The 24,512-nt window shown below is 43.6% G+C and carries 24 protein-coding genes; 4 read left to right on the forward strand and 20 right to left on the reverse strand.

Features of this window, described 5'->3' with window-relative positions; all coding sequences use genetic code 11:
* Nucleotides 1-6: 6 nt before the first annotated feature.
* A complete protein-coding gene (locus AC3IT7_RS12075) occupies nucleotides 7-285 on the forward strand; it encodes a DUF2218 domain-containing protein (protein WP_489248630.1) in 279 nt (92 codons plus the stop codon).
* Nucleotides 286-338: 53 nt separating this feature from the next.
* Here AC3IT7_RS12075 and fghA read toward each other — a convergent pair whose 3' ends face one another.
* The 7 genes from fghA to AC3IT7_RS12110 form a co-directional block, all read right to left on the reverse strand.
* Nucleotides 339-1,175 carry an S-formylglutathione hydrolase gene (fghA, locus tag AC3IT7_RS12080; RefSeq protein ID WP_489248631.1) on the reverse strand — a complete coding sequence of 279 codons (837 nt, stop codon included), beginning with the start codon at nucleotides 1,173-1,175 and terminating at the stop codon, nucleotides 339-341.
* 43 nt (nucleotides 1,176-1,218) lie between these two features.
* Nucleotides 1,219-2,601 carry a C13 family peptidase gene (locus AC3IT7_RS12085; RefSeq protein WP_489248632.1) on the reverse strand — a complete coding sequence of 461 codons (1,383 nt, stop codon included), beginning with the start codon at nucleotides 2,599-2,601 and terminating at the stop codon, nucleotides 1,219-1,221.
* Between the two features lie 122 nt (nucleotides 2,602-2,723).
* Nucleotides 2,724-3,545 carry a class I SAM-dependent methyltransferase gene (locus AC3IT7_RS12090; protein WP_489248633.1) on the reverse strand — a complete coding sequence of 274 codons (822 nt, stop codon included), beginning with the start codon at nucleotides 3,543-3,545 and terminating at the stop codon, nucleotides 2,724-2,726.
* Nucleotides 3,539-4,363, reverse strand: a complete 825-nt coding sequence (locus AC3IT7_RS12095; RefSeq protein ID WP_475654485.1) for an undecaprenyl-diphosphate phosphatase — start codon at nucleotides 4,361-4,363, stop codon at nucleotides 3,539-3,541. Before AC3IT7_RS12095 ends, AC3IT7_RS12090 begins: the two co-directional genes overlap by 7 nt.
* Before the next feature lie 16 nt (nucleotides 4,364-4,379).
* Nucleotides 4,380-5,045: a tRNA (adenosine(37)-N6)-threonylcarbamoyltransferase complex dimerization subunit type 1 TsaB gene (gene tsaB / locus AC3IT7_RS12100; RefSeq protein ID WP_475654484.1), complete on the reverse strand. Its 666-nt coding sequence runs from the start codon at nucleotides 5,043-5,045 to the stop codon at nucleotides 4,380-4,382.
* A 135-nt stretch (nucleotides 5,046-5,180) separates the two neighbouring features.
* On the reverse strand, nucleotides 5,181-5,711 hold the full coding sequence (locus AC3IT7_RS12105) for a gamma carbonic anhydrase family protein (RefSeq protein WP_489248634.1): 531 nt from the start codon (nucleotides 5,709-5,711) through the stop codon (nucleotides 5,181-5,183).
* A 21-nt stretch (nucleotides 5,712-5,732) separates the two neighbouring features.
* Nucleotides 5,733-6,341 (reverse strand): NUDIX hydrolase, encoded by a 609-nt coding sequence (locus AC3IT7_RS12110; RefSeq protein WP_489248635.1) that lies wholly within the window; start codon nucleotides 6,339-6,341, stop codon nucleotides 5,733-5,735.
* A gap of 123 nt (nucleotides 6,342-6,464) precedes the next feature.
* Here AC3IT7_RS12110 and AC3IT7_RS12115 point away from each other — a divergent pair, with 123 nt between their 5' ends.
* Nucleotides 6,465-7,013, forward strand: coding sequence for an NUDIX hydrolase (locus AC3IT7_RS12115; RefSeq protein WP_475654481.1), 549 nt, complete (start codon nucleotides 6,465-6,467; stop codon nucleotides 7,011-7,013).
* Nucleotides 7,014-7,080: 67 nt separating this feature from the next.
* Here the strand turns inward: AC3IT7_RS12115 and filF are convergent, their stop codons facing one another.
* From filF to filA, 6 genes are all read right to left on the reverse strand, one after another.
* The gene (gene filF, locus AC3IT7_RS12120) at nucleotides 7,081-9,003 is read right to left on the reverse strand and encodes a putative pilus system protein FilF (RefSeq protein ID WP_489248636.1); all 1,923 of its coding nucleotides are present in this window, start codon (nucleotides 9,001-9,003) and stop codon (nucleotides 7,081-7,083) included.
* A gap of 21 nt (nucleotides 9,004-9,024) precedes the next feature.
* The gene (gene filE, locus AC3IT7_RS12125; RefSeq protein WP_489248637.1) at nucleotides 9,025-10,251 is read right to left on the reverse strand and encodes a putative pilus assembly protein FilE; all 1,227 of its coding nucleotides are present in this window, start codon (nucleotides 10,249-10,251) and stop codon (nucleotides 9,025-9,027) included.
* 7 nt (nucleotides 10,252-10,258) lie between these two features.
* A complete protein-coding gene (gene filD / locus AC3IT7_RS12130) occupies nucleotides 10,259-11,923 on the reverse strand; it encodes a putative pilus system OmpP1/FadL family transporter FilD (RefSeq protein WP_489248638.1) in 1,665 nt (554 codons plus the stop codon).
* A gap of 12 nt (nucleotides 11,924-11,935) precedes the next feature.
* Nucleotides 11,936-13,141 (reverse strand): putative pilus system protein FilC, encoded by a 1,206-nt coding sequence (gene filC, locus AC3IT7_RS12135; protein WP_489248639.1) that lies wholly within the window; start codon nucleotides 13,139-13,141, stop codon nucleotides 11,936-11,938.
* A 35-nt stretch (nucleotides 13,142-13,176) separates the two neighbouring features.
* Nucleotides 13,177-14,010 (reverse strand): putative pilus system C39 family peptidase FilB, encoded by an 834-nt coding sequence (gene filB, locus AC3IT7_RS12140; RefSeq protein WP_489248640.1) that lies wholly within the window; start codon nucleotides 14,008-14,010, stop codon nucleotides 13,177-13,179.
* Between the two features lie 185 nt (nucleotides 14,011-14,195).
* Complete coding sequence (filA, locus tag AC3IT7_RS12145; protein ID WP_218208998.1) at nucleotides 14,196-15,191, reverse strand: putative pilus system protein FilA; 996 nt, start codon at nucleotides 15,189-15,191, stop codon at nucleotides 14,196-14,198.
* Between the two features lie 259 nt (nucleotides 15,192-15,450).
* Between filA and AC3IT7_RS12150 the strand changes: the two genes are divergently transcribed.
* The gene (locus AC3IT7_RS12150) at nucleotides 15,451-16,782 is read left to right on the forward strand and encodes an anthranilate synthase component I family protein (RefSeq protein ID WP_489248641.1); all 1,332 of its coding nucleotides are present in this window, start codon (nucleotides 15,451-15,453) and stop codon (nucleotides 16,780-16,782) included.
* A 129-nt stretch (nucleotides 16,783-16,911) separates the two neighbouring features.
* On the opposite strand, the gene hisC is transcribed toward AC3IT7_RS12150, so the two are convergent.
* Both hisC and hisD read right to left on the reverse strand, forming a co-directional pair.
* Nucleotides 16,912-18,000 (reverse strand): histidinol-phosphate transaminase, encoded by a 1,089-nt coding sequence (gene hisC / locus AC3IT7_RS12155; RefSeq protein ID WP_489248642.1) that lies wholly within the window; start codon nucleotides 17,998-18,000, stop codon nucleotides 16,912-16,914.
* A 237-nt stretch (nucleotides 18,001-18,237) separates the two neighbouring features.
* Entirely contained in the window at nucleotides 18,238-19,539 is a 1,302-nt protein-coding gene (gene hisD / locus AC3IT7_RS12160) for a histidinol dehydrogenase (RefSeq protein WP_489248643.1), read from the reverse strand.
* Nucleotides 19,540-19,706: 167 nt separating this feature from the next.
* Here hisD and AC3IT7_RS12165 point away from each other — a divergent pair, with 167 nt between their 5' ends.
* Entirely contained in the window at nucleotides 19,707-20,054 is a 348-nt protein-coding gene (locus AC3IT7_RS12165; protein ID WP_489248644.1) for a nuclear transport factor 2-like protein, read from the forward strand.
* Nucleotides 20,055-20,100: 46 nt separating this feature from the next.
* Here the strand turns inward: AC3IT7_RS12165 and hisG are convergent, their stop codons facing one another.
* From hisG to AC3IT7_RS12190, 5 genes are all read right to left on the reverse strand, one after another.
* On the reverse strand, nucleotides 20,101-20,802 hold the full coding sequence (hisG, locus tag AC3IT7_RS12170) for an ATP phosphoribosyltransferase (protein ID WP_489248645.1): 702 nt from the start codon (nucleotides 20,800-20,802) through the stop codon (nucleotides 20,101-20,103).
* A complete protein-coding gene (gene murA / locus AC3IT7_RS12175) occupies nucleotides 20,802-22,058 on the reverse strand; it encodes a UDP-N-acetylglucosamine 1-carboxyvinyltransferase (protein WP_489248646.1) in 1,257 nt (418 codons plus the stop codon). The genes hisG and murA overlap by 1 nt, the downstream gene beginning before the upstream one ends.
* A gap of 7 nt (nucleotides 22,059-22,065) precedes the next feature.
* Nucleotides 22,066-22,317, reverse strand: a complete 252-nt coding sequence (gene ibaG / locus AC3IT7_RS12180) for a BolA family iron metabolism protein IbaG (RefSeq protein ID WP_004646023.1) — start codon at nucleotides 22,315-22,317, stop codon at nucleotides 22,066-22,068.
* Nucleotides 22,318-22,450: 133 nt separating this feature from the next.
* Nucleotides 22,451-22,783 carry a ribosome hibernation-promoting factor, HPF/YfiA family gene (gene hpf / locus AC3IT7_RS12185; RefSeq protein ID WP_004646022.1) on the reverse strand — a complete coding sequence of 111 codons (333 nt, stop codon included), beginning with the start codon at nucleotides 22,781-22,783 and terminating at the stop codon, nucleotides 22,451-22,453.
* Between the two features lie 183 nt (nucleotides 22,784-22,966).
* Nucleotides 22,967-24,418 carry an RNA polymerase factor sigma-54 gene (locus tag AC3IT7_RS12190; protein ID WP_489248647.1) on the reverse strand — a complete coding sequence of 484 codons (1,452 nt, stop codon included), beginning with the start codon at nucleotides 24,416-24,418 and terminating at the stop codon, nucleotides 22,967-22,969.
* Nucleotides 24,419-24,512: the final 94 nt, after the last annotated feature.

Raw genomic sequence — 24,512 nt, forward strand, 5'->3', positions numbered from 1 at the left:
GTCAGCATGCAAAGTACCGCCCAGATCCAGACTCAACAGGCGCAGCGCCTGGCCAAACGCTTATCCAATCACTGGAAGCATAAATTTACGATCGAAGAAACCGCACAGCAAACTCTGATTCATTTTCCCAGTGCAGAGATAATTCTAGTCCCTCAGTCTGAGCATTTGCTTGTAACTATCCAGAGCAGCGATGAATCTACCGATTTCGATAAACTGGAAAATGTGGTTCTGGATCATCTGATCCGTATGGGACAGGAAGATTTAACCGCAGACTGGCAAAGATAAGCGATAAAAAAAGCCCTGTTATTCAGGGCTTTTTTATATGAATAATGTTGAATTTAAGGCTGCAGCTGTACCGCATGAAACTGTAAATGGTCATCTACAAAACTTTGAATAAAGTAATACCCATGATCATAGCCCTGATGTTCACGCAAAGTTAAGGGCTGGTTCACGGTATCACAAGCCTGCTGAAACAAGGCTGGATTAAGCTGACTATAGAACTGGTCTGAGAACCCCTGATCAATCAGGATATCATTGAACAATGCACCTTTCTCCTGAACCAAAGCGGTCGCATCATGCTTGAGCCATTCTTCACGGTTTTCACCCAGATAATTCGAGAAAGCTTTGTCTCCCCAAGGACATTGGCTCGGCGCACAAATTGGTGCAAAGGCTGAAACCGAACTAAATTTTTCCGGATATTTAAAAGCCAGGGTCAATGCGCCATGCCCGCCCATACTGTGGCCGAATATGCCGATCTTGCCCGGCTGAATCACAAACTCTTCTGTGACCAGTGCATAGAGTTCATCGACAATAAAGCTTTCCATCTGATAATGTTCCGCCCACGGCGCTTCGGTGGCATTGATATAAAAGCCTGCCCCCTGACCGATATCCCAGTTGTCGCCCTCTGCCACACCTTCACCGCGTGGTGATGTATCCGGTGTGATCAGGATCAGGCCCAATTGTGCTGCCAGACGCTGGGCGTGGGCCTTGATTGCAAACGTTTCTTCGGTACAGGTCAGCCCTGCCAGATAGAACAGTGCAGGACAGCTATGACCTTCTAAAGCCTGCGGCGGCAGGAAAATACCAAACTTGGTCGGTGTTTTCAACGTACGGGAATCAAAACGATAAATTCGTTGTTCACCTTCAAAGCTTCTATTGTTCTGTATCAGTTCCATTGCGATTCCTTATTATTGCAGCCGATCTGTTGATGAGATTGCTCTAGGGAGATTGTGTGGCGGTACTGCTCTGTGGAAACAAGCGTTGCTCGAGTTGTGGCAACATCAACTGCATATTCTTGCCAATCACCCACTGCGGCTCTGAAGGCTCAAAACCTTGTGCCGATTCCCATTTTGCCACGGTCGCTTTGGCCTGAGCGAAAGCACTTTGCAAACTGCTATTTTCACGCATGGCTTCATCAAAGAAAGCACGACCAAAATAGGTATAATCGGCTTCATTGGAACAGCCAAAAGACTGGCGATCTGCTGCTGATGCAGTAATGACCAGGGTATTGTCATTCTGTAAAGCCGAAGCAAAGCTGCCGGAGAAACAGGCTGAAATCACCACCACACGCCAGCGTATACCTGCTGCATCCAGCGTTTCGCGCAACCATTTTGGATCGACCTGTGCCAAGTCCAGCGGTGCATTTTCCATTTCAAACACATTCGGCAAACCATGCGAAGTCATATATAAAAATAACACATCACTTTCGCGGTTCATCTGCTGCCCCATACGGCGCAGTGCCAGCTCCATACTGGTTTTCGATGCAATCGGCATGGTGGTGCGTGTCGCCGGATGATTCACCAAAGCAATAGAGCGGCCATAGGTGCCAAAACGGGTATCAAACTGTTCCTTGATCCGCTCGATTTCAGAATGGAAAACATCCTGATAACTTGCGCCCGCCACCCCCATAAAATACCAGTGCGATTGGGCAAATTCACCATATTCAATATTTTCCAGGGCTTTATTCAGCAGAACCGGCTGGGCATAGAAGGCATCTTCGGCAAAACTTGGCGGAATTTCTTCGACTTTCCAGATCGGTTGATCTTTGACTGAAATCTGCCAGACCACCAGGGTAAACAAGGTCGCCAGCATAATCAGCGCACGTTCCCACCAGGGCCATTTTAATTCACGTGAAATCACCCAGACCACAGCCAGACTTTGCCAGACAAACAGCATGACAAATAACGTCGGAATATAGCCGTACAGGATATATGGCAGATAGTCCAGGTCACCCAGATATTGAATCAGGCACTGGAACAGCATGATATGAGTATCTAAGACCAGCCATAACAATGCCGGTACCAGCATCAAACGCAGGTTATTGATCCGTTGCGACAGAAAAATACCAACGATTAACGCAATAAAAGGCCACAGCGCATAACTGATCAGGCCCTGCGAATTAAAGTCGCCCATGCGGCCTGAACTGAGCCAGCTAAACAGACTATTGGCACATCCCCCCAGAATCCCCCAGAACACCAGTTGCATGATCGATGGACGCACCAATTGCAAGGAACGCCGAGATCCCAGAAATAACCACATCCCGGCAATTTGGTTGCTCTTAAAATCGTGCCAAAAATTAATGGAGGGTTTGAAGTCGATCATAGAATTTCAAGGAGATCAGTAGCTCGCTAAGTTGCTGAATAAGTTTATGCTTGATAACATTTTTATCAATGCCAATTTTTTAAATATACAACAAATCCCTGCTTAATATTGAAACAATTCTCCTATTCAGCCACAAGTTCATGCTGAAAATATGCATCGAAACGACAAGCATCGCCTTGCCATTGATGATTTGGCGCTTTGCCTGCCAAAAACACCGCCAGACGTGGACGTTTAACTACTACCCGTTTGCCAATTTTTTGCGCCAATTCCAGCAGGTTATCACCCAGATCCATTTCGCCATCTTCAGGCAACAGCATGTGCAACAGCTGCATCTGCTTTTTGACTTGCGCCTGTTTCTTGACTGCCTGCTGGTTTTGATCACGTTGTGGAAACATCGGATCAAGATAGACCACATCGACGATGTTATGCTGCCCGGCCTGCTGTTTTAAATAATCGGCGGAATCTGAAAAGACCAGTTGAATCCGGGATACCACTTGACTCAGGAATGCATCAGTCTGGGCACGGTTATGCGTATCTTCAAGCAAAGTAAATAATATCGGATGCCGTTCCACCAGCGTCACCTGTGCGCCTAAATGTGCCATCAACAGACTGTCATGTCCCAGACCTGCAGTAGCATCAATCAGGCCTGGTTTCTCAGCCAAATTACAGGCGCGTGCAATCATTTCCGACTTTAAAGATGCTCGTTTTAAACGGCCAGTCTCGGCTTGCCAGTCCGGCTGCATTTTCATGCCATTGGCACAAAGCCAGAGTCCGTCAGCATCGACACAGAGTGCCAGCTCAGGATTTAAACGAAAGAAACGCGCATTAAGTTTTTCAACCGTTTCAATCTTGACCTCGACCCCACGAGAAGAAAGCACAGCCTCGAAGTGCTGTGCTTTCTGTTGATATTCAGATTCGGCATATAAGCGAATCGCGCTTACCATAATTTCCAACCTGTATAGGCAAATAATAAAATCAGCAGACCCGAAGCAATACGATACCAGGCAAAGATCATAAAGTCGCGTTTAGCCACATAGGCCACCAGCGCGCGAATGAGTAACAGTGCTGAAATAAAAGACACCAGAAGTCCGACCCCGATGACGGTCCAGTCTTCAGTGGTATTTAACACATCATAGCTTTGATAAAGGTCCAGCAGCCCAGCACCAATAATCACCGGAATACCCAGGAAGAATGAGAATTCAGTTGCAGCCTTACGTGACACCCCCAGAAACATCGCGCCGATGATGGTCGCACCTGAGCGCGATGTCCCCGGAATCAAGGACAAGACCTGAATCAGACCAATCCAGATGGCATCTTTAATACTGAGATCTTCAACTTCATGTGCGCGGACTTTGGGTGGATGTTTTTCAATCCAGATAATGATCAAGCCGCCGACAATCAAACCAATGGCAATCGCAATATCATTAAACAGAAACTGTTTAACCGTTTGTCCCAAGCTTAGACCAATCAATATAATCGGGATAGACGCCAGAATCAGGCCAATGCCTAAACGACGACCTTGTGGTTCACCGCTGACAATTCCGGTCGCTGCGCCCCAAAGACGGGCCCAATATTCATAGATCACCGCTGCAATTGCACCCATCTGGATCGCAATGACGAATACATCACTCTTTTCCTTGGTCCAGAAATTCATTAATTCTGAGGCCAAAATTAAATGGCCCGTACTGGAAATCGGCAAAAATTCGGTAATACCCTCGATAATACCCATGATTGCCGCTTTGAGTAGCAGTAAAAGATCCATGCTCTATCCTAATTAATTATGCTTTGCCTTGTTCTGGAATTTTTTTCCACGCGTTATCGCGTAAATAGACCGGGAGCGCCAATTCTGCACTGACCCAATTTTCTGTTTTTGCTGCCGCACGTGCAATGCTGGCAATATCCTGCGCAGTTGCATGCACATCTTTATACATAGAGGCTTCGCTTTGTAGCAGATTCGCCCCTGAACCGACCGGAGTAAACCGTACCGCCTGAGTGCCTTCGGCATAACTTAACAGCTGCTCTTCATCGACTGGCTGCATGATTCCCTGAGCATCCAGTTGATAGCTGGCAATATAGACTTCGCTCATGCGCGCATCCAGTACGGCAGACACTTGGGTCAGACCATGCAGGCGATAAGCCGCCTGCGCCAAGGCCTGCAAGGTCGATACCGGAATCACCGGCACATCATTGGACCAGGCCAAAGCCTGAGTCACCGCAGCATTAATCCGCACACCACTAAAAGAACCCGGGCCACGGCTAAAGGCAATCGCGGTTAAATCCGCAATCGCCAGTCCAAGATCTTGCAGACCTTGTTCAATCATCGGGAGAATCGTTTGCGTTTGTGCCTTGGCGCGCGCATCAAGCTGAAAAAATAGTTCTTGAGTATCATCAATTACAGAGACGGAACACTGCTCATTGGCAGTCTCCAATGCCAGCACTTTCATGCACAACCTTAATTCAAAGAATATAAAAAACGCGGATATAATACTCCACTCATATCCGCTACGCGAGATTTTCCCGAAACAGATACAAAAATGCCTAGAAAATCTAGGCTTATCACAATTATCTAATGCATAGCATTAAAGCTGAACTTCTTCCAGATCCTGAAATTTCTGAAAATGCCCGGCATAGTGCATGGCACTCATTTTCAGTTTCTGAATGCTGTCCTCATCCAGCGTTTTCACCACTTTACCCGGTGAACCCATCACCACAGAATTATCTGGAATGACCTTGCCTTCAGGAATCAGGGCATTGGCACCGATAATACAATTTTTGCCAATCACGGCATTATTCAAAATCACGGCCTGAATCCCGATCAGGCTATTATCACCAATGCTGCAACCATGCAGCATGGCCTGATGCCCGATGGTGACATAATTGCCGATCTGCATCTCAATACCGGCATCGGTATGCAGCACTGCATTTTCCTGTACATTGGTGAAATCACCCAAGGTAATTTTGCTATTATCTGCCCGGATCACGGCACCAAACCAAACACTGACCTGGCGGCCGAGTTCGACTTGTCCAATCACTGTAGCAGTTGCTGCCACCCAGCCATCCCAGGGCTGGTGTGTCGCAGTGGGTAAATGTCCCTGAAATTTATACAACATTGATAAAATCCTGTTCAATGGTTAAAAAAATTTGGAGCGTTTGAAGGCTGGTGAATTGAGCAAAAATGGCCAGTCTTTTTTATAATCCAGCCCATACTGGAACAAGGAAATCAGCATCCGTGCAGTCAGGCCCCAGACCACTTCATTTTCTACCCGCATACTCGGAAAATATAAGGACTGCTGGGCAAAACGGACTTCATAAGGCGTGGGGGTCGCTTCCAGCAGATGTTGCAGGGAGGCGAAGAAAATCCGGTCGATTTCTGTCGGTTGGGGAACCAGCTTCACTTCCGGTGGAATCAGTCCCACAATCGGTTTCACCAGCATGCCGTTACGGGCTTTCTGCATGGGCAAGTCACCCATCAGATGCACATCGAAAGGATTCAGTGCGGTTTCCTCATAGGCTTCCCTTAAAGCCACCACAATATTACTGGTATCTTGCGGATCACGCTTGCCACCCGGAAAAGAGACTTCTCCGGCATGATTATTTAAATAGGCTGAACGGCGGGTCAGCAATACTTTGGGATCAGCTTCATCTGTAATCGCAATTAACACGGCCGCATGCGCAGATCGAATACGTTTGGAAAACCGTAAGCGTTGCTGCAACTTTTGTGTCAACTCACGCGCATCCATTCTTTCAGCCCTAAACATGATCATAATTTCATCATAGCTGATTTTTGATTCGGCGGGATAGAAATGATGCCAAATTTTGATTTTTCAGTTATCCTGAGCTTACTTTTATCATTGATGATGAATATGAACTTCTGTGTGAATTGTGGACATAAAACGACCGAAAAAGTTCCTTTGGGCGACCAGCAAGTTCGCAGCGTGTGTAATTCATGCGGCTCTATTCATTATATTAATCCGAAAGTAATATGCGGTGCTCTGGTTCTCTGGAACAATAAAGTCCTGCTGTGCCGCCGCGCCATTGAACCGCGTTACGGTTTATGGACTCTGCCGGCCGGCTATATGGAACTGTTTGAAACCATGGAGCAAGGCGCTGCGCGGGAAACCCGTGAAGAAGCTGAAGCCGAAGTCGAGATTGAGCAGCTGTATTGTATGTATAACATTCCACGTATTGGCCAGATTTATGTGTTGTTTAAAGCCAATCTGATCGATGGAAAATTTGGTGCAGGTGAGGAAACCATAGAAGCGCGGCTGTTTGATGAAGCAGATATTCCCTGGACCGAGCTGGCATTCCCGAGTGTGGAGCATACGCTGAGACATTATTTTGAAGATCGTAAACAGAATATTTTCCCGATGCATCTGGAAACATTAGGCTCACGTCTGGATCATACCGGTTAAATTTCTCCCTATTCATCACGCATAAAAAATCCCATACGCAGATGGGATTTTTTTATATTCCGGAAAACTATTGTTTCGCTTTTACCCGGTAACAATCTGCAAGCTTGAACTCAACAGACCCACCGCCACGTTTTGCCAGACTAATGTCATCCGAGGTTTCATCCTCATTGTTATTGTTATAAATCTTCTGGAAACTGGCATAGGTATTGGCCCATTGCACCCCATCGCCGACCGAATTCAGGAAAGATACCCGACCATTCTGACCCACAGCAGTATCCAAAACATTGGACAAGTTCAGCAGCGCACCGCCAATGACAATCGTATCATTCGAATTTGCAGAAGTCGCAATACGTGAATCTACCCCAACCAAGGCACCATTCAAATCACCTAATTTTTCATTGGCCAAAATCAGACGCATTGACACCGATTTGTCAGATACAAATGCACGCCCTAAAGTCCCGAGACGGTATTGTTGTACGCCATTCAGTAATAGGTTGCTATCCAGTACATCACCCTGACAGCCCGCTACCGGATCGGTCGCAAGATTGCTTGCAGACTGCATATTGGTGCGTACATCACCATTACTATCAATCACAATTCCCACAGTGATTGGGCTAACCGTCGTATCACTAAACTTAAACTGCAGATTGGCATACATCGGGAAAATATATTTTTCGCCACTGGCTACATTCTGCTCTGTTTTAAATACCGTACGATCTAAATAGCTAATTGGGAAAATTTTATATAAATCAATACTACCATTATATTGATCACCATCCGCCTCCAGACGCCACAAACCTAAATCGGCTGGAGTCACTTCTGTCTGTCCAGTGACCATTTTATAGAAAGCGTCTTTACCCGCAATCACATAATCATTCAGCAGACGCCCCTGATACAGTTCCAGCTGAGTGACATTATTTGCAATATTAAGGCGATAAGGGGTGCTAATGGTTTTGCTGGTCGGATGAATCCATGAACTTTGCGGATCGGCCGTCATTTGCACAGGTTTCACATTACGGATAAGTTCGGCATTAATTCCGCCTAATGAAGACAGGTTTTTGGCAGGCAGTTTTAACTGGCTATCACGCCACTGCAGGCCACTGCCAAAAGTATAACCCTGACGATCGGTAATCAGCATAAAATGCCCAAACAGATGCTTGGTATTTCTATCCTTAATATCACAAGGGGCTTTATTACATCCTACCAGTCCATCTGAACCTGTCAGGTTGCTTCCCACCACACCCGAGGTTGAAAATAGTGAAAATTCCGGCTGATAAACTGCAGCATTGGCAATGGTTACCAGTTTTTTGACTGTGGCAAATGCTGCTTCATCAGAAATCTGGCTAATATCTATAAAATCCTTAATTTTTGTAGCAAAGTTGGCATCGGTTAGGCTGATATTGCCATTCAATTTACCCAGGTCTTTGCGCATTTCTTCGGTAATATACAAGGGCTGCACATCGGTTGGATTCACAATGCGGCCTTCTTGTAACGCCAGAGCTTGCAGAATTTTAACCAGATGCATCGCCACCTGGATGGTCGGATCGCTCTGATCCAAATTATTCACCCGACGCCCCGTAATCCCTTTTGCAATATCCACCACACTTAAACGCGGTAGCTGAGTCTGGGTACTGAAAGAGGCATAATCACTGAGCTTAAGCTTACCCAACATAATCTTGCTTGAACTAAAGCCCTGTATATAAAATTCGATTTCATCTGTTTTTTGACAGGTTCCGGAAGCCACGCCCGCATTACTATCAAATAGGGTAATAAAGGTATTTTCTTTATCGCCACTACAGTTAAAGTTCAAACCATCCAGTGGATATTCAAGCCCCCATTCCACACAATTATCGGTGCCTGCTGTGCATGTTCCATTGGTTGTGGCTTCATTATTTTTTTCTGGAATCACATTGGCACTCTCCCCACCACATCCTGTAAGTGCAGTCAAAAGTGTAGTTAAAGCAAATGGATATAATATTTTATTTTTCATCTTGTTATACTCGAATAGTCCTTATCGAATGGCGACTAGTTTTAGTTGTCCATAATTCGTGAGCATCTTGTCTTCAACATCTATGGCTGAGGCCAAAGGTGTCAATAACACATATCCAGTTTGTGCAGGAATCTGAATAATGCCTTCTATACGCTCATGCTGAATCATATTTGCTGGCCCTTCCTGATTTTTAAAACCGCCAGCTCCTTCCAGCACACAGCCCTTATTGTCTAAAAAGACCACAAAAGGCCAATAATAGGTGGGATTTTTCTGCCGTGAAGCATAAGAGTGAAGCTGAATATTTTTAAGATCTGATGTTAATTTAACCACTTCAAAATCGAACTCATCTGATTTCAAAGGCGCACGAGGCCATAAATTGACTTCTTTTGTACGGCTAATCTGTTTGGCTTTTTTAATTTTCTTGTCATTAAAACATTGCTTGCCCAAGCTTTCTATCGTCTCGGTCTGGGAAATACGATAATAGCTGTGTGCCAGTACCACTGGGCCCGTATCTATGCTAGGTGTCTGGAATAAGGATTTTAATACCGATTGCCCCACCCCTTTTTCACGTTCGATCGTCTGTATCCGGGTAGATCCAATATTCTTGTCGACAACCCCCTCCGGCATACTGTAGAAACGTTTTTTACCCTCCAGGTTAAATTCTTTATTTTCGAGATATTCACTATCTACATAGTCCACCCCCTCAATCTGACTAAAGCCTGGCTTCTGCACCCTCGTGCTTGGAACGGAAGTCATAGGTTCAGGAGTTTGCAGAGACGGTGTGTCAGGTGTTACAGATAATTTAAGCCCTGCCGGTTCTTGTGCAGTTTGTGGTTGTACTGGTTGTACTGGTTGTACTGGTTGTACTGGTTGTACTGGTTGTACTGGTTGTACTGGTTGTACTGGTTGTACTGGTTGTACTGGTTGTACTGGTTGTACTGGTTGTACTGGTTGTACTGGTTGTACAAGCGTATTATGATCCGGCTGAAGTTGCATTGAGCTATTTTTTATGACCGGCCCTGTTTCTAGACCTTGCTTCACAAGAGGTGGCGGAGCAACTGCCATTTTTTTTGATAATGGGGATTTTTCTTCGGTTTTCTTTGCTGGATTCGTATGACGTGGCACGACCAATGGTCGCCCATCTGGACCAATAATCGTAATAAATTCTTTAGCGCTTATATCAAAAGACCAGGGTACCAGACTCAATGCCAGTACCACTTTCCATCCAATTTTCCCTGTCTTGATCATTTCTTCCTTACCAACGAGTGCGATAGTTCAAACCTAAAATTGTAATTTTGGTATCTGTTTTCACGTTTAAACCGGCATATGGATTTAATAACAGGTTATTCACTCCAGTCTGGTTGGCCAAACTACTGGTATTTGCTGGAATATTGTCTTTACTGCGCAAGAAACCAATAGAAAGATCCAGATCAGTATCGGCATCAAAACGATAGCCCACACCTAGTCCAAATAACTGTGCACCATTAATAGGTATCATGGTATTACGCTTGTTTTTTGGAATAGCACTGGTTCGTGGCTCATAACCGGCCCGAAGTTTCAAACGGTCTGTGGCCGAATACTCCATCCCAATACCGAAGTTCCACGGCGATTCAAAACCCATCGGTAAAGCCAGCGTGGAATCAGTGACATTGGCAGACAAAATTTTGGCAATTTTCAAAGCCGAAATGGTACGATCAAATTCGAATTTAAACTCGTCCCAGACCTTGTAGTCTGTCCAGCCAATATCGAAATTCACCTGTAAATCTGGCATGACTTTATATTTGATACCTGCCTGAAAATGCGCCGGATATTCAAAATCCATCGACACCAGACCCGATTCACTCGATGGTATATAGTTAGGAAATCCAAGAATAGCAGCTAGAATCTGCCCAGTCGGCGAGGTCATTAGACCCTTGATCATTTCCTGCGGCGCTTTGGCATTATCAATATGATATTTACCTTTTAAGCGCATTTTCGCGGCACTTTGATAGACCATGCCAAAGCTAAAGTCTTCGCGCGGCTCCCACAAGACCCCCAGGTTATAACTTGGACTTAAATTCTGCTCGAGTGACAATTGCATCTGGCCAAACTTGCCAAAGGGATTCATGCCTTCATCAGCATTACAGATTCCCAGCAATAGAATATCGGTAATAATGTCGGAATTTTCTTTAAACGGCGTACAGACAACCTCATCGATCATACGCAACATGCCGATCAGCTCATTCGGAAAACGCAAATCCGTCTTCATCCCGATGGCCTGATAGGACATCCCGATAGAAGCACCAATCGACAACTGGTCATTGACCTCATAACCAATCGATGGCGACAGGTAAGTAATCCGCTCTAAAGCAACCTGCTGCCCCATAAAGTTTGCCGGATTACCATCTTCATGACCAAAACCAGCGACTAAAGGTGCATACACTGCGGTTGCATAAGTCGCTTTAGATCCAGGTGGGTTATAAGCGATCCCCATAGTTGGTGCGGCCAAAGGAAGGCCTTCACCTAAATCCACCATTTTTTTCAGAAAAGGTACATAGAGGCTGACATATTCCACATCACCACTGACTGGACCTTTAAAATCAGTACATAAATCAGATGAAACTTCAGGTCCATCATTACAGACAACAGGATCATCAGAGTAGCCAAATACGTTATAGCCAGCCGGTACCGTAAACTCACGCTGGATATCAAAATTTGCCACAATAATCTGCTGTTCGGTTTGCAAACCATCAATTTTAGTCAGTGCAGCCGGGTTAAAGTGAATTGCATTGACTCCGGGGGGATCCGCAGTAACGGCATTTCCCATAGACAAGGCACGTAAATCAACCGAAAGGTTGGTTCCCAATTGTGCAAAGGTATAACTTGAACAGCCCGCAAGAATAATTCCTGTTAATAACGGGCTAAGTCGAATGTTTTTCATACGACACCCCTATTAACTGATTTTTTTACCAAAACCTAAAATATCAAGCGGGAATGACAATCCCAGCGAAACATCTGGCGCGTCTTCGGTCAGCCCTAAGCCGACGGTACCATTCACAATTGTTTCGGGAGAGACTCGCACCCCTAACGAGATTGCAAAAGTGGAACTGGTCTGATCCGCAGCAGAGTAGCTTTCCCCTGTGTTATAGCTAAATTCTGCGCCGGTATTAAAGCTTTGCTGATAAGACATGGTCATCGATACGTCATAGTTAAATGAGTAGGCGAAACCGAAAGCAAAGCCTCCACTAATCCCGGGTTCAAACTCTTCAATAATGCGATAACCACGACGTTGGTTCAGGCCTGATTCTTTAAAGCCATAGTTGGCAGAAACCGATGCAAACAGCACCACCGGATCAATATATTTACGTGTACTGGCACCTATCCCTGCCGAGTAATAACCCTTCCCGGCTGCCAGATCTGTCGCTGCATTGATTTCATAGGGACTGTCACCCGTTTTTGTTGATAGATTACCAAACAGAATTAAAGGTAGACGGCCAGCTTTTAATGGAAACGGTTCCCAGCGGGCGCCCAGACTGATATCGCCCAGTCCGGCAGTAGAGGTATCTTTCAACAGGTCGGTCTTGGCGACTAAAGGCAAAGATGCAGTTAGGGTCAGGTTATCTTTTACCCCATATTGGAAAGTAAACGTATTGGTCATATTATGCGTGGCATTCTCTTGTACACGCAGTTGATATAATTGCCCCTGAGCCATTTCTATATCAAGTTGAGTATCTCGATAGTAGGTATAATCAAGATCATAATATGATGAAATCTCACCCTTTTTAATAAGTGAGTACTGACGTTCATTTGAAGTAAACACTTCTTCCAGATTAGCCGCCTGAGTGGCGTCACCTTCCTGTTTCTGTAAAGCCTGAGATGCATCCAGGACCTGGCTGGCCTGGGTGTCTACAGCTACAGCAGTTTCGCTCACTGCTTCTTCAACTGTTTCATATTCTCCTAGTTCGGAGTCCTCTGAAGCCTGTATTTCCACTTGCTCAGTTTCGGCCTGTACAGGTGTAGTCGTTTCAACAACAACTTCCTCATCAACCGTTTCGTATTCACCCAGTGCTGGCTCTTCTGCAGCAAATGCAACGCCCATTACCATTTGAATGCTCAGTGCCAAGAACGTCTTGTTCATCCATTTACTGTTCATATCCATTTCACCATTTTAATTTTTATTACTGTTTTTTCGTTTTATTTATTCTTGTAATACAGCCTGAGGAAATTATATTGATATTCCCCAAATTTCTCTGATTCTGTATTACGGTTACGGTCCATACGGATCGTGGAAGCTTTGTCGGCAATTTTATCCATATAGAATTGTGGATACTGCATATCAACCAAGGCATAACGATTAATCGTGGCATCTTCTACATGACGCATGTCTGCTTCTTTTAAGGCCAGGAAATTTTTACGATATTGCTCAGGCACATTAATTAAGAATAGTGTGTTATTTTCCCAGACATCCTTAAAACGCTGTTCGTCGAAACTGATGTTACCAAGTGCGGGATCTGCGACATACACCCGCCCATTTTTATAGCCTTTATACACCACGAAATGTTTGAATCCGGCATAAGAAATCGGAACGATGGCGGGCTGATTTTGCTGGACTAAATCTTTGAATTCCCCTCGATAACCTCCACTTTCTAGCCCCAAAGCTGAGACAAAACGCTTCATATCAAGCAGAGAGAAACTACGGCGTTCAATAATTTTGTCAGTTTCACCGAATTTCATCAGTCCGTTCATGACTTGCTGTTCGTCTAGCTGCGTACCGATATATCCATTAAGCAAGGTGGTCAACGCTGCCGAGCCACAACTATAATCATAAGCCTGACGTACAATACCTTGAAATTGATCCAGAATTGCCGGTTTAACCTGCACAGCTTCACGGTGCATGCGTACAAAGGAATCATTTCTTGAGTCGAGAACTTCAGTATAGTGGACAGCACCCAAGGGCTGTTTTTTGATATCCAGAGCTTCTTTGGCAGCGTAATACATCAATGCCGAGCCCAACGCGATCTCTAACATAATTATTAACTTTTCTTATATGGGCATGATGTGCCTATTTTTCTTTTTATAGAGCATTCACTCTACTTCCCTGTAACTAGAAAGATACCTTCTTTTTCAAAAAAATACAGCATTTTTTTTATTTTTTGGATAAATGTTTCAGTCATAAAAAAAGCGCGTGTCAACACGCGCTTTTTTATAGAATATTAACGACCTGAAACAGTAATAATTGATCCAGGAATATAGCCTGTAAATTTATTACCGTAGGAGGTTTTCATCCCTTGAATTTCTACATCACCGATAGATCCACCTACATTTGTACCACGCGTAACGTTAGCATAAGACGGAGCTGCCGCACCTAAGTGAACACCTTGGATATAAATATCTGTACCTGCAAAGTTCGCATCTTTAACACTGGTAATTTCTAAACCATCTGTAGTCACAGAAATTTTTGCTTCGATCGCTAAATCTGTACTGTTTGCATCAGCCACCTGGATTTTACCCAAAGTCACTTGACCACCACCTGCGTTATCCAAAATACCTAGATCTTCAATCGTTAAACCACCAACCATTGTTGTATCAAGTAAAATCATTGCACCTTGAGGTGAAGAACCTAATTGAATGTTAGCAGCCATTTGACCTGTCTTAATTCTTAAGCCACTTAAGATTGCCTTTTCAGAACCGTCAGCCACTCCGCGACGAATGCCTGTTGCATTCACATCACCTGATCTTGCAACGCTGATCTCGCCAATATCAATATCAAGCCCTGAAACTGCAGCAGCAATGTTAAGGAATGCACCATCTGAACTACCATCACTGTCAATTTTCAAATCCATCAAATTACGAGATGATAGAAGTGCATCATAATTCGCAGTAATAGTAATACCATCAATAGCCAATGCACCAGCAGCTCCGCTATTAGTCCCACCATTAACAGCGTTACTTACAGCTGTACCTGGAGTTACTACACCAAGGTCACTTATGCTAATTGGTGTATAACCATAAGTTGAGTTTGCAGCCAAACCATCATTATCATGAATATACATTTTTTCAATTTCAACTTTGGAAATACCAATCCCAATGTTGATACCATCTTGACCCGTTGTCGCGCTTAGAGATGCGTCATCCATTGCTTGCATCGCCATCGCATTGGCACTAAATGCAACTGAAGTCGCCAGAACTAATTTTGTGAATTTTTTCATTGTTTACTCTCCCAAGAGTACTATTTTTTTTGGTTGTGAATTACTCAGTGTTTAGGCTGTATTTTTTATTTTCTGACAGCTTAAGCATCTTTCCTTGAGTAATTTGCTAGCCCACTTAACTTAGCGTTGAGTCAGATTTTGATCAACTGTTGTTGGTCGCAATCCGATGCTTACCGATAAACGGTATTTTATGATTTAAAAATATTTTCCTGTCTTCTTGATATAAAATAGCGAGTCATATTGAACTCTGCTTAACTGAATGACCGAAGCTCTTTATCATCGTCCCTTAAAATTTGAATCACCTCTGGTTGCAGATGTATTGTCTGCATTAAAGACATTAGATCATCTGGTGTATTTAAATAATAATGGTCAGCCTTTTATTGCCTGCTGTGCTCAGGAATATTTCATTGCACAGGCCTCAAAAATCCAGTCTTTTAAAAGAACAGGAATTGAACAGTATCAACCTAGTCCATCTGTGTTTAATTTAGAAATGAATGCATTAAGCCAGAAGCAAACACACGGATTTAATGGCGGTTATGTCGGTTTTATCGGCTATGATCATGCGGCTCAACAATATATTCAGTATCCAGACCGCCCTCAACCTCGCCTGTTTATAGGTCAGTTTAGCTCCTATATCAAGCCGACATCTGAAGGTTGGATGTTCTACAGTGATGACCTGCAGGCAGAGCAGATCTTCAATTATATTCAGAGCTTACTTAATCAAGAGAGTACTCAGCCTAGCTTTCAGTTAAAACGCCCCCTTAGTTCACGCTGGACCAAGTCTGCTTACACCCAGGCCTTTCAGCAAATTCAGGATTATATTGTTGCCGGCGACTGCTATCAGATTAACCTGACTCAGGAGTTTAGGGGTCATGCCCAAGGCTCACTTTTAGCAACAGCACAGGATTTCTGGACATTAACCGAAGCACCGTATGCGGGTTATTTGCGGATTGGTGAGTTTGAATTGCTCAGTTGTTCACCCGAATTATTTATTGAATTCGAAGCAGATCGGAAAATTTTGACCAAGCCGATTAAAGGCACAATGCCACGTTTTGCTGATCCAGTTCTTGATGAACAGTCCAGACAGACCTTGCAAGCTTCAGAAAAAGATCAGGCGGAAAATGTCATGATTGTGGATTTATTACGTAATGATTTAAGTATTTATGCCGAAACAGGCTCGGTCAAAACACCAAAATTATTTAGTATTGAAAGCTTCAATCAAGTGCATCATATGGTGAGTGAGGTTGAAGCAACCTTAAGAGCGGACATCAATCCATTTGATGTACTACTGTCTGCCCTGCCAGGCGGTTCGATTACCGGTGCACCCAAGATCCGTGCCATGCAGATTATTGCAGAACTTGAAGGTGCTCCGCGTGGTGCTTACTGCGGTTCCATGGGCTATTTCAATTTTGATGGCACCGGTTCCTGGAATATTCTGATTCGCTCGATTCAAAAGTATCAGCAAGATATTTCTTTATGGGCGGGTGGCGGAATTACCATTGCCTCTGAGTGTGATGCGGAATACCAAGAATGCTTTGATAAGGTTTCAGCGATGCTGGATCTGTTAAATACTTGGTATCAGCCTGAATAAACAAAAAGCGAATCATTTGATTCGCTTTTTTCTACAAATCCACCCTAACCCTCCTTTAGTAAAGGAGGGAATCCTCTAATTCAATTAAGTTAAGAAAACCCTTCTTTTATAAAGAGGGGTTTGGGAAGATTAAGTTAAAATCTCATTTTTTAGCGTGTCGACTAAACGCTGATTTTGCTCATCTGTACCAATCGTGATCCGCAGGAACTGATTGATACGTGGCTTATTAAAATAACGCACGATAATGCCACGTTCACGCAACTCACTTGCAAGCTCGCCTGCATCCCTAGTCGGCAATGTCGCAAAAATAAAGTTGGCAGCCGATGGTAAGACCTTAAATCCAAGTCCTTGTAACTGCGTTTTCAATTTCTCACGACTGGCAATCACTTTGGCATTTTGTGCTTCAAAGTAAGCTTGGTCTTCAAAAGAAGCAACAGCAGCTGCAATCGCAAAACGATCAATTGGATAGGAGTTAAAGCTGTTTTTTACGGCTTCAAGCGCTGCAATTAAATGCGGCTGAGCAATGGCAAAACCGACACGTAATCCGGCAAGTGAGCGAGATTTGGATGTAGTTTGACATACCACCAAGTTTTCGTATTTCTCAACCAATGCCACCGCAGATTCAGCGCCAAAGTCGACATAGGCTTCGTCAATTACTACCACTGAATCCGGATTGGCTTGCAGAATTTCTTCAATTACAGATAAACCGAGTGCAATACTGGTCGGTGCATTTGGATTGGTAATAATGATACCGCCATTGGCTTGCTTGTAATCATCCACGACGATTTCAAAATCGTCATTGAGCGGTAGTACTTTGGTTTTTACCCCAAAGAACTGGCTATAAACCGGATAGAAACTATAGGTGATATCTGGATAAAGCAAGGGTTGTTCTTGAACAAAAAATGCTTTGAAAATGTGAGCAAGGACTTCATCCGAACCATTCCCGACAAACACATTTTCCACAGGCACATGTTGCTGTTTCGCAATGGCATGTTTAAGCTCCGATGCATCTGGGTCTGGATACAAACGTAGAACATCTGCGCCATTCGCTAAAACCTTTTGCACCGCTTCCACCACTTTGGGTGAGGGTGGGTACGGATTTTCATTGGTATTCAGTTTTAAAATATTCTGGATTTTTGGCTGTTCACCCGGCGTATACGGTTCTAATTCACGTACGTCAGGACTCCAAAAACGCATTTGTTCTGTGGTGATATTCATTTTTAAATCTCGTAGTTCCCTCTCCTAGCTTTTCTTGCATTTCACGTTCAATCAATGCTTAAAGCTTATTCAGGAAGAGGAATATGCATTATTTATGTGTTTTTCCCTCTCCTTCTAGGAGAGGGTTAGGAAGAGGTCACTTTTAGCGCCCTCTACTAAGCTCTCTTGCACCTCGCTTTAAAGGAGTCCTTAAAGCTCATTCAGGGAGAGGAATATCTTTTGTATAATTTATATGACTTACTGATAACGATAACGTGCTGATCTGGCATGTGCATCCAGATTTTCCTGCTGTGCCAAAATATCTGCTGTTTTCGCCAAAGTTTTCACACCGTCTTGCGAGCACATGATCAGGCTCGAACGCTTCTGAAAATCATAAACACCTAGGGGTGATGAGAAACGTGCTGTACCTGAAGTTGGCAATACGTGGTTTGGACCGGCACAGTAGTCACCAATCGCTTCTGGAGTATAACGCCCCATGAAGATGGCACCGGCATGACGAATATCTTCAGCCATTTTCTCTGCTTCATCTAGGCATAGCATCAAATGTTCAGGTGCAACCTGATTAATCAATGCTGTCCCCTCTGCCCGGTCTTTGACCAAGACCAATGCACCACGGTTTTCAATAGATGTACGTGCAATATCTGCTTTTGGTAAAGCTTCTAAATGCTTTTCAATCCACTCACCGACTGCATTTAAAAGTGCTTCGTCAGGTGTAATAAAGACCGCTTGTGCCACGGTATCATGCTCAGCTTGTGACAATAAGTCCATTGCTAACCATTCAGCATCATTTTCGCCTTCGGCATAGACTAAAATTTCAGAAGGGCCAGCAATCATATCGATACCGACCTGACCGAAAACAGCACGTTTTGCTGCAGCCACGAAACGGTTACCTGGTCCGGTAATTTTATCGACAGGTGGGACAGTTTCAGTACCATACGCCAATGCCGCAACCGCTTGCGCACCACCAATGGTAAATACACGTGTTACGCCAGCCAAATATGCAGCAGCCAATACCAATGGATTGAGTTCACCATTCGGTGCAGGAACCACCATGATAATTTCAGGTACACCCGCTACATGTGCAGGTACCGCATTCATTAACACTGAAGATGGATAAGACGCTAAGCCACCCGGTACATAGATGCCGACTCGATCAAGCGGCGTCACTTTTTGACCTAAGGTATTACCCAGAGCATCCACATAAGTCCAGCCATCCTGTTTTTGTGCCTGGTGAAATTCACGTACACGGTTGGCAGCCAGCTCTAAAGCTTCACGTACTTCTGTGCTTAAACCCTCAAAAGCAGCTTTGAGTTGTTCTTGGGTTAACTCTAGCTCTGAAAATTGATGCGCTGGATGTCGATCGAACTGTTGGGTGAGTTTAAGAACATGAGCATCACCATGTTGACGAACATCGGCAATGATTTGGTCTACAGTTTTTAATAGTTCTGGGTCACTCACAGTTTCAAAAGCCAACAAATCTGCAAAAACTTGTTTGAAATTTTGATCTTGAGTCGATAAACGTCGCATCAATTTATCCACAATGAAAATAATGGGAGGCTTTAGTTTACCTTGTTTCCTGATTATTGTGGACAAGATTCAACTTGGAATGACACATCTTTCATGAATAATAACTTTTGATTTTATTGCCAAACTCGTTCAATCTAGACTCAAGATCAAAACATCATCCGAAAAATAAGAGTATAAAGATGGATGCCATACAGATTGCCCAACAGTTTTCTCTCGGACACTTTAATCAATTACATTCCTATATTTCTGACGACATAGTTTGGGAGATCATCGGTGAACGCAGCTTAATCGGAAAAGAAACTGTACTCAATCACATCGCCACAATTGAGACCTCTTTTCGAAATACACCTCATCTATTTACAATAGAGCACACCCATATTTGTCAAAATTTCATTATTATTCAAGGTGAAACTACTTTCCACTCAGCCGGCCTGGATCAAGTCATTCGAGCTTGTGATATTTACAAATTCAATCACGGATCACAAATCCTGAGAATTCAGTCTTATTGCATTCCTGTCAATCATTGATAAAAAAACCGCCCCAATGGGACGGTCTTTTCAAATACAAACTCAATTATACTTGTTTCGCAGCTTCACGTTCTTCCACTGCTTTTTCAAGCTGTGCCAGAATCGGATTTAACAAGGCTTGCTTACGTTTGAAGCTGGCTTTGTTGACAATTAAACGTGAAGATACTTTACAGATTTCTTCAAGTGGCTCTAAACCGTTGGCGCGTAAGGTATTTCCGGTATCAACCACATCGACAATGTAATCACCCAGACCGACCAGTGGCGCAAGTTCCATAGAACCATACAGCTTGATTACATCGACCTGTTCACCGAGGCTTGCATAGTATTGACGGGTTAAGTTGACGTACTTGGTCGCAATTTTCAAACGACCTTTAGGACGCTGCATCCCGACCTTTCCAGCAGTCATCAACTTGCATACTGCAATTTTCAGATCCAAGGGTTCATAGACATTTTGCGCGCCATGTTCCATCAATACGTCTTTACCGGCCACACCAATATCGGCTGCGCCATTTTCTACATAAGTCGGCACATCAGAAGCACGTAAAATTAAAATACGAACCTGTTTATGCGTAGTGGGAAAAATCAGTTTACGTGATTTATCCGGATCTTCCAGTAAATTAATCCCTGCTGTTTCAAGCAGTGGCAATGTTTCTTTTAAGATACGACCCTTACTTAATGCCAAAGTTAAACCATGATCAAAATTGCCCATTACGTCAAAGTTTGGATCATCGTTTCTCATATCGCTCATTAATTTACTCGCTTAATTTGGGCACCTAAACTTTGTAACTTTGCTTCTACATCTTCATAACCACGGTCAATGTGATAAATGCGGTCAATCAGCGTTTCACCTTCAGCGGCAAGTGCTGCCAGTACCAAAGAGAAAGAAGCCCGTAAATCTGTTGCCATCACCGGCGCAGCAGAAAGTTTTTCTACCCCAGTCACCACAGCATCATTACCTTCAACCTGAATGTTTGCTCCCATACGTGCCAGTTCGGGAACATGCATAAAACGGTTTTCAAAAATCGTTTCTGAAATTGTGGCAAAGCCTTCAGCAATAGCATTTACAGCCATGATCTGGGCCTGCATATCAGTTGGAAATTCTGGATGGGGCAAGGTCTGGAAGCTAACAGCCTTTGGACGTTTACCTAACATATCCAGCTCAATCCAGTCGTCACCACGAGTGACTTCTGCACCCATTTCCTCAAATTTATCCAGCACCGCTTCCATCAGCGATGGATCGGTATGGGTAGTTTTGATACGGCCGCCAGTGATCGCTGCTGCTGCCAGATATGAACCGGTTTCAATCCGGTCAGCCACGACAGCATATTCACAGCCATGCAGACTTTCGACACCGGTCACCACTAAAGTATCTGTATCCAGACCTTCAATTTTTGCGCCCATCTTGATCAGCATTTGCGCAAGATCAGTAATTTCAGGCTCACGTGCTGCATTGCGAATTGTGGTCACACCATCGGCCAACACCGCAGCCATCAAGATATTTTCTGTTCCACCGACAGTTACCATATCGAAAACGACTTCGCCACCTTTAAGACGACCATCGACTTTGGCATGTACATAACCGGCTTCAACTTCAATCTGTGCACCTAAAGCTTCTAGCGCTTTTAAATGCTGATCGACAGGACGCGAACCAATCGCACAGCCCCCTGGCAAAGACACTTTCGCACTACCATAGCGCGCCAGTAACGGGCCAAGCACCAAAATAGAAGCACGCATGGTTTTTACGAGTTCGTATGGTGCAAACTGGTTATCTAATGTCGAGGTATCTGCAATAACAGTATCACCTTCATAACTCATGGTGATCCCGAGACCAGCAATCAGCTTCACCAATGTGTTCACATCTTTCAAATTGGGAACATTTTTGAGCGTAGTTGGTGTTTCAGCAAGAATCATTGCTGCTAATAAGGGCAGAGCTGCATTTTTCGCACCGGAAATACGCACTTCACCTTCGAGCTTGATACCGCCCTGAATTAAAAATTTATCCATTAATTTATTAAGCTCCAAATAAGCTTGCTTTGCGCCATTCTTCTTTTGTCATTGCTCGAATTGTCACTGCGTGAACTGCACCACTGGCAATATGGGCATTGAGAGGAGCATAAACAGCTTGTTGCCGTGCAACTGGACGCTTACCTTCAAATTGATCATCCACGATACGGAGATCGAATTTTCCGCCCTGACCACTCACAGCAACATCCGCCTCGGGAAAAGCGGCTTTTAAAATTTCAGTGAGCTGTTCATTATTCATCACAAGACCTCTTATAGGACTAAGGGTGTAAAACGAGCCATTTTACTATAAATAGCAAAAATAATTCATGGATCCATACATTATATATATAAAAAAAAGAGGCTTTTAAAACCTCTTTTTCATCATTTGTCCTTTATAAGGCCAAAGCATGCTGCTGTAAATGCATTTCCCGATAGCGGTCAATCTGCCGTTTTAATTTTTCCGTCAAAATTTTAATTGAGGTATACATATCATCAGCAGTGGCGTGGGCAAAAAACTCGATTCCCGGTAATCTGATAATCGCCTCTGCGATATGATTACTGCTGCCCTTCCGAGAGCGTTTATCAATTTGATGATCTTTAGAGAGTTTTACTTGCATACTATTTACCTGATCCAGGTGTTTAGTCATTTGTGAAAACTTGGTTTTTATACGTTCTTCAATTGCTGGCGTAATAGATAAATGATGTCCACGAATTGTTATTTGCATAGTTCTATCCCTCACCTTCGTTAGGATTAGAAGAGTCACAATATAAAATAATTTAAATACAGTAACTTATAAATAAAAAGTTCGTATTTGAAGTACTGGACTAAACCATTTCACTGTTCCTCAAAAGAAAAAAGATTCATTATGCTGTCATAATGAATCTTTAGAATAGCCAGATTTTAAATTTCAGATCAAGACTTTTCGTTCAGAAGATGAAGGAATATGTAACGATTCACGATATTTCGCCACCGTACGTCGTGCCACATCAATTCCTTCTTCTTTCAACATATTGGCAATAGTATTGTCAGATAAAGGTTTACGGGCATTTTCCTCAGCAATCAGTTTCTTGATTTTGGCACGGATAGCAGTAGAGGATGCTTCTCCTCCAGAAGTTGTACCAACATGGCTCGAGAAGAAATATTTCAGTTCAAATAGACCACGCGGGGTCAGCATATATTTATTGGTGGTGACACGCGAAACTGTCGACTCGTGCAATTCGACTTCTTCAGCAATATCTCTTAAAACTAGAGGTTTCATGCCTTCCGCACCAATTTCTAGAAACATTTTTTGATGTTCCACAATACAGGTTGCGACTTTCAATAAGGTTTTATGTCGCTCATCAATACTTTTAATAAAGTTTTTCGCCTCAAGCATCTGGTTACGCAAGTACTGATTATCATCACTTTGATCTGCGCGACGAATCATCTTGGCGTAGAAAGAATTGATACGTAACCTTGGTAGCACATCCGGATTTAAATTGACGTTCCAACAGTTATTTTTTTTCATGACCACAACATCGGGTACCTGATAATCTGATTCCTTGTTTTCAAATTCCAGACCCGGATGCGGCTTGAGTGTTTTGAGCAAATCTACCGCACAGCGTAACTGCTCTGGATTGAGTCCCGTCTGCTTGATCAGCTTAGGAAGTTCATTGCTAATCAGTAATTCATAATGTTGTAAAAGCTTGATTGCATCCTCCCGGCAAGGAGTTAAAGCAGGCAAATTATCAAGTTGCACTAACAGGCATTCTGCCAAACTTCTTGAGCCCACTCCGACCGGATCGAGACGCTGAATATGTTTCAGCACTACGGCTACTTCATCCTCTTCAATCTCTTCTTCAGAACCCATGGTCGATAATAGATGCTGTACGGATGCGGTAATTTCACTCAGCTCGGCATCTAAAAAGCCTTTATCATCCAAGGAATCTACTATGCAATAAGCAATTAACTGATCAATCTTTGAAAAATTCAACAGGTTGATCTGCTCAAGCATATATTCCTGCAAACTCTGATGCCCTTGCCGATTATCTTCTCGTTCTTCGAATTCAGCCGCTCCCAGACTTGTCGGTTGATGCGTATAAACATCATCCCAATCTGTATCTACAGGGAGTTCATCTGGTAGATGATCCGCATTAAGCTCATTGGTCAAGTCTTTATGTTCATTATTTGATTCAGTATTCGACAAGCTTTCAAGTGTAACCTGCTCTTCAACTTGCTCTAATAGAGGGTTACTATCAAGTTGCAATTGAACTTCTTGTTCCAGCTCTAGGCTTGATAATTGTAATAGCCGAATAGCTTGCTGCAATTGTGGAGTTAATGACAGCGAGTTCGCAATTTTTAGGCCCACTGTTAGTCTCATTATTACCCCCTTAATAGAAATCTCGTTTTATAAGCAATTTTTATGCCGTTTTATTTTTTATAACATAGATTTTCTAAAAAACATATAAATTGGA

It is taken from the genome of Acinetobacter sp. KH_038 (genome assembly GCF_057839405.1).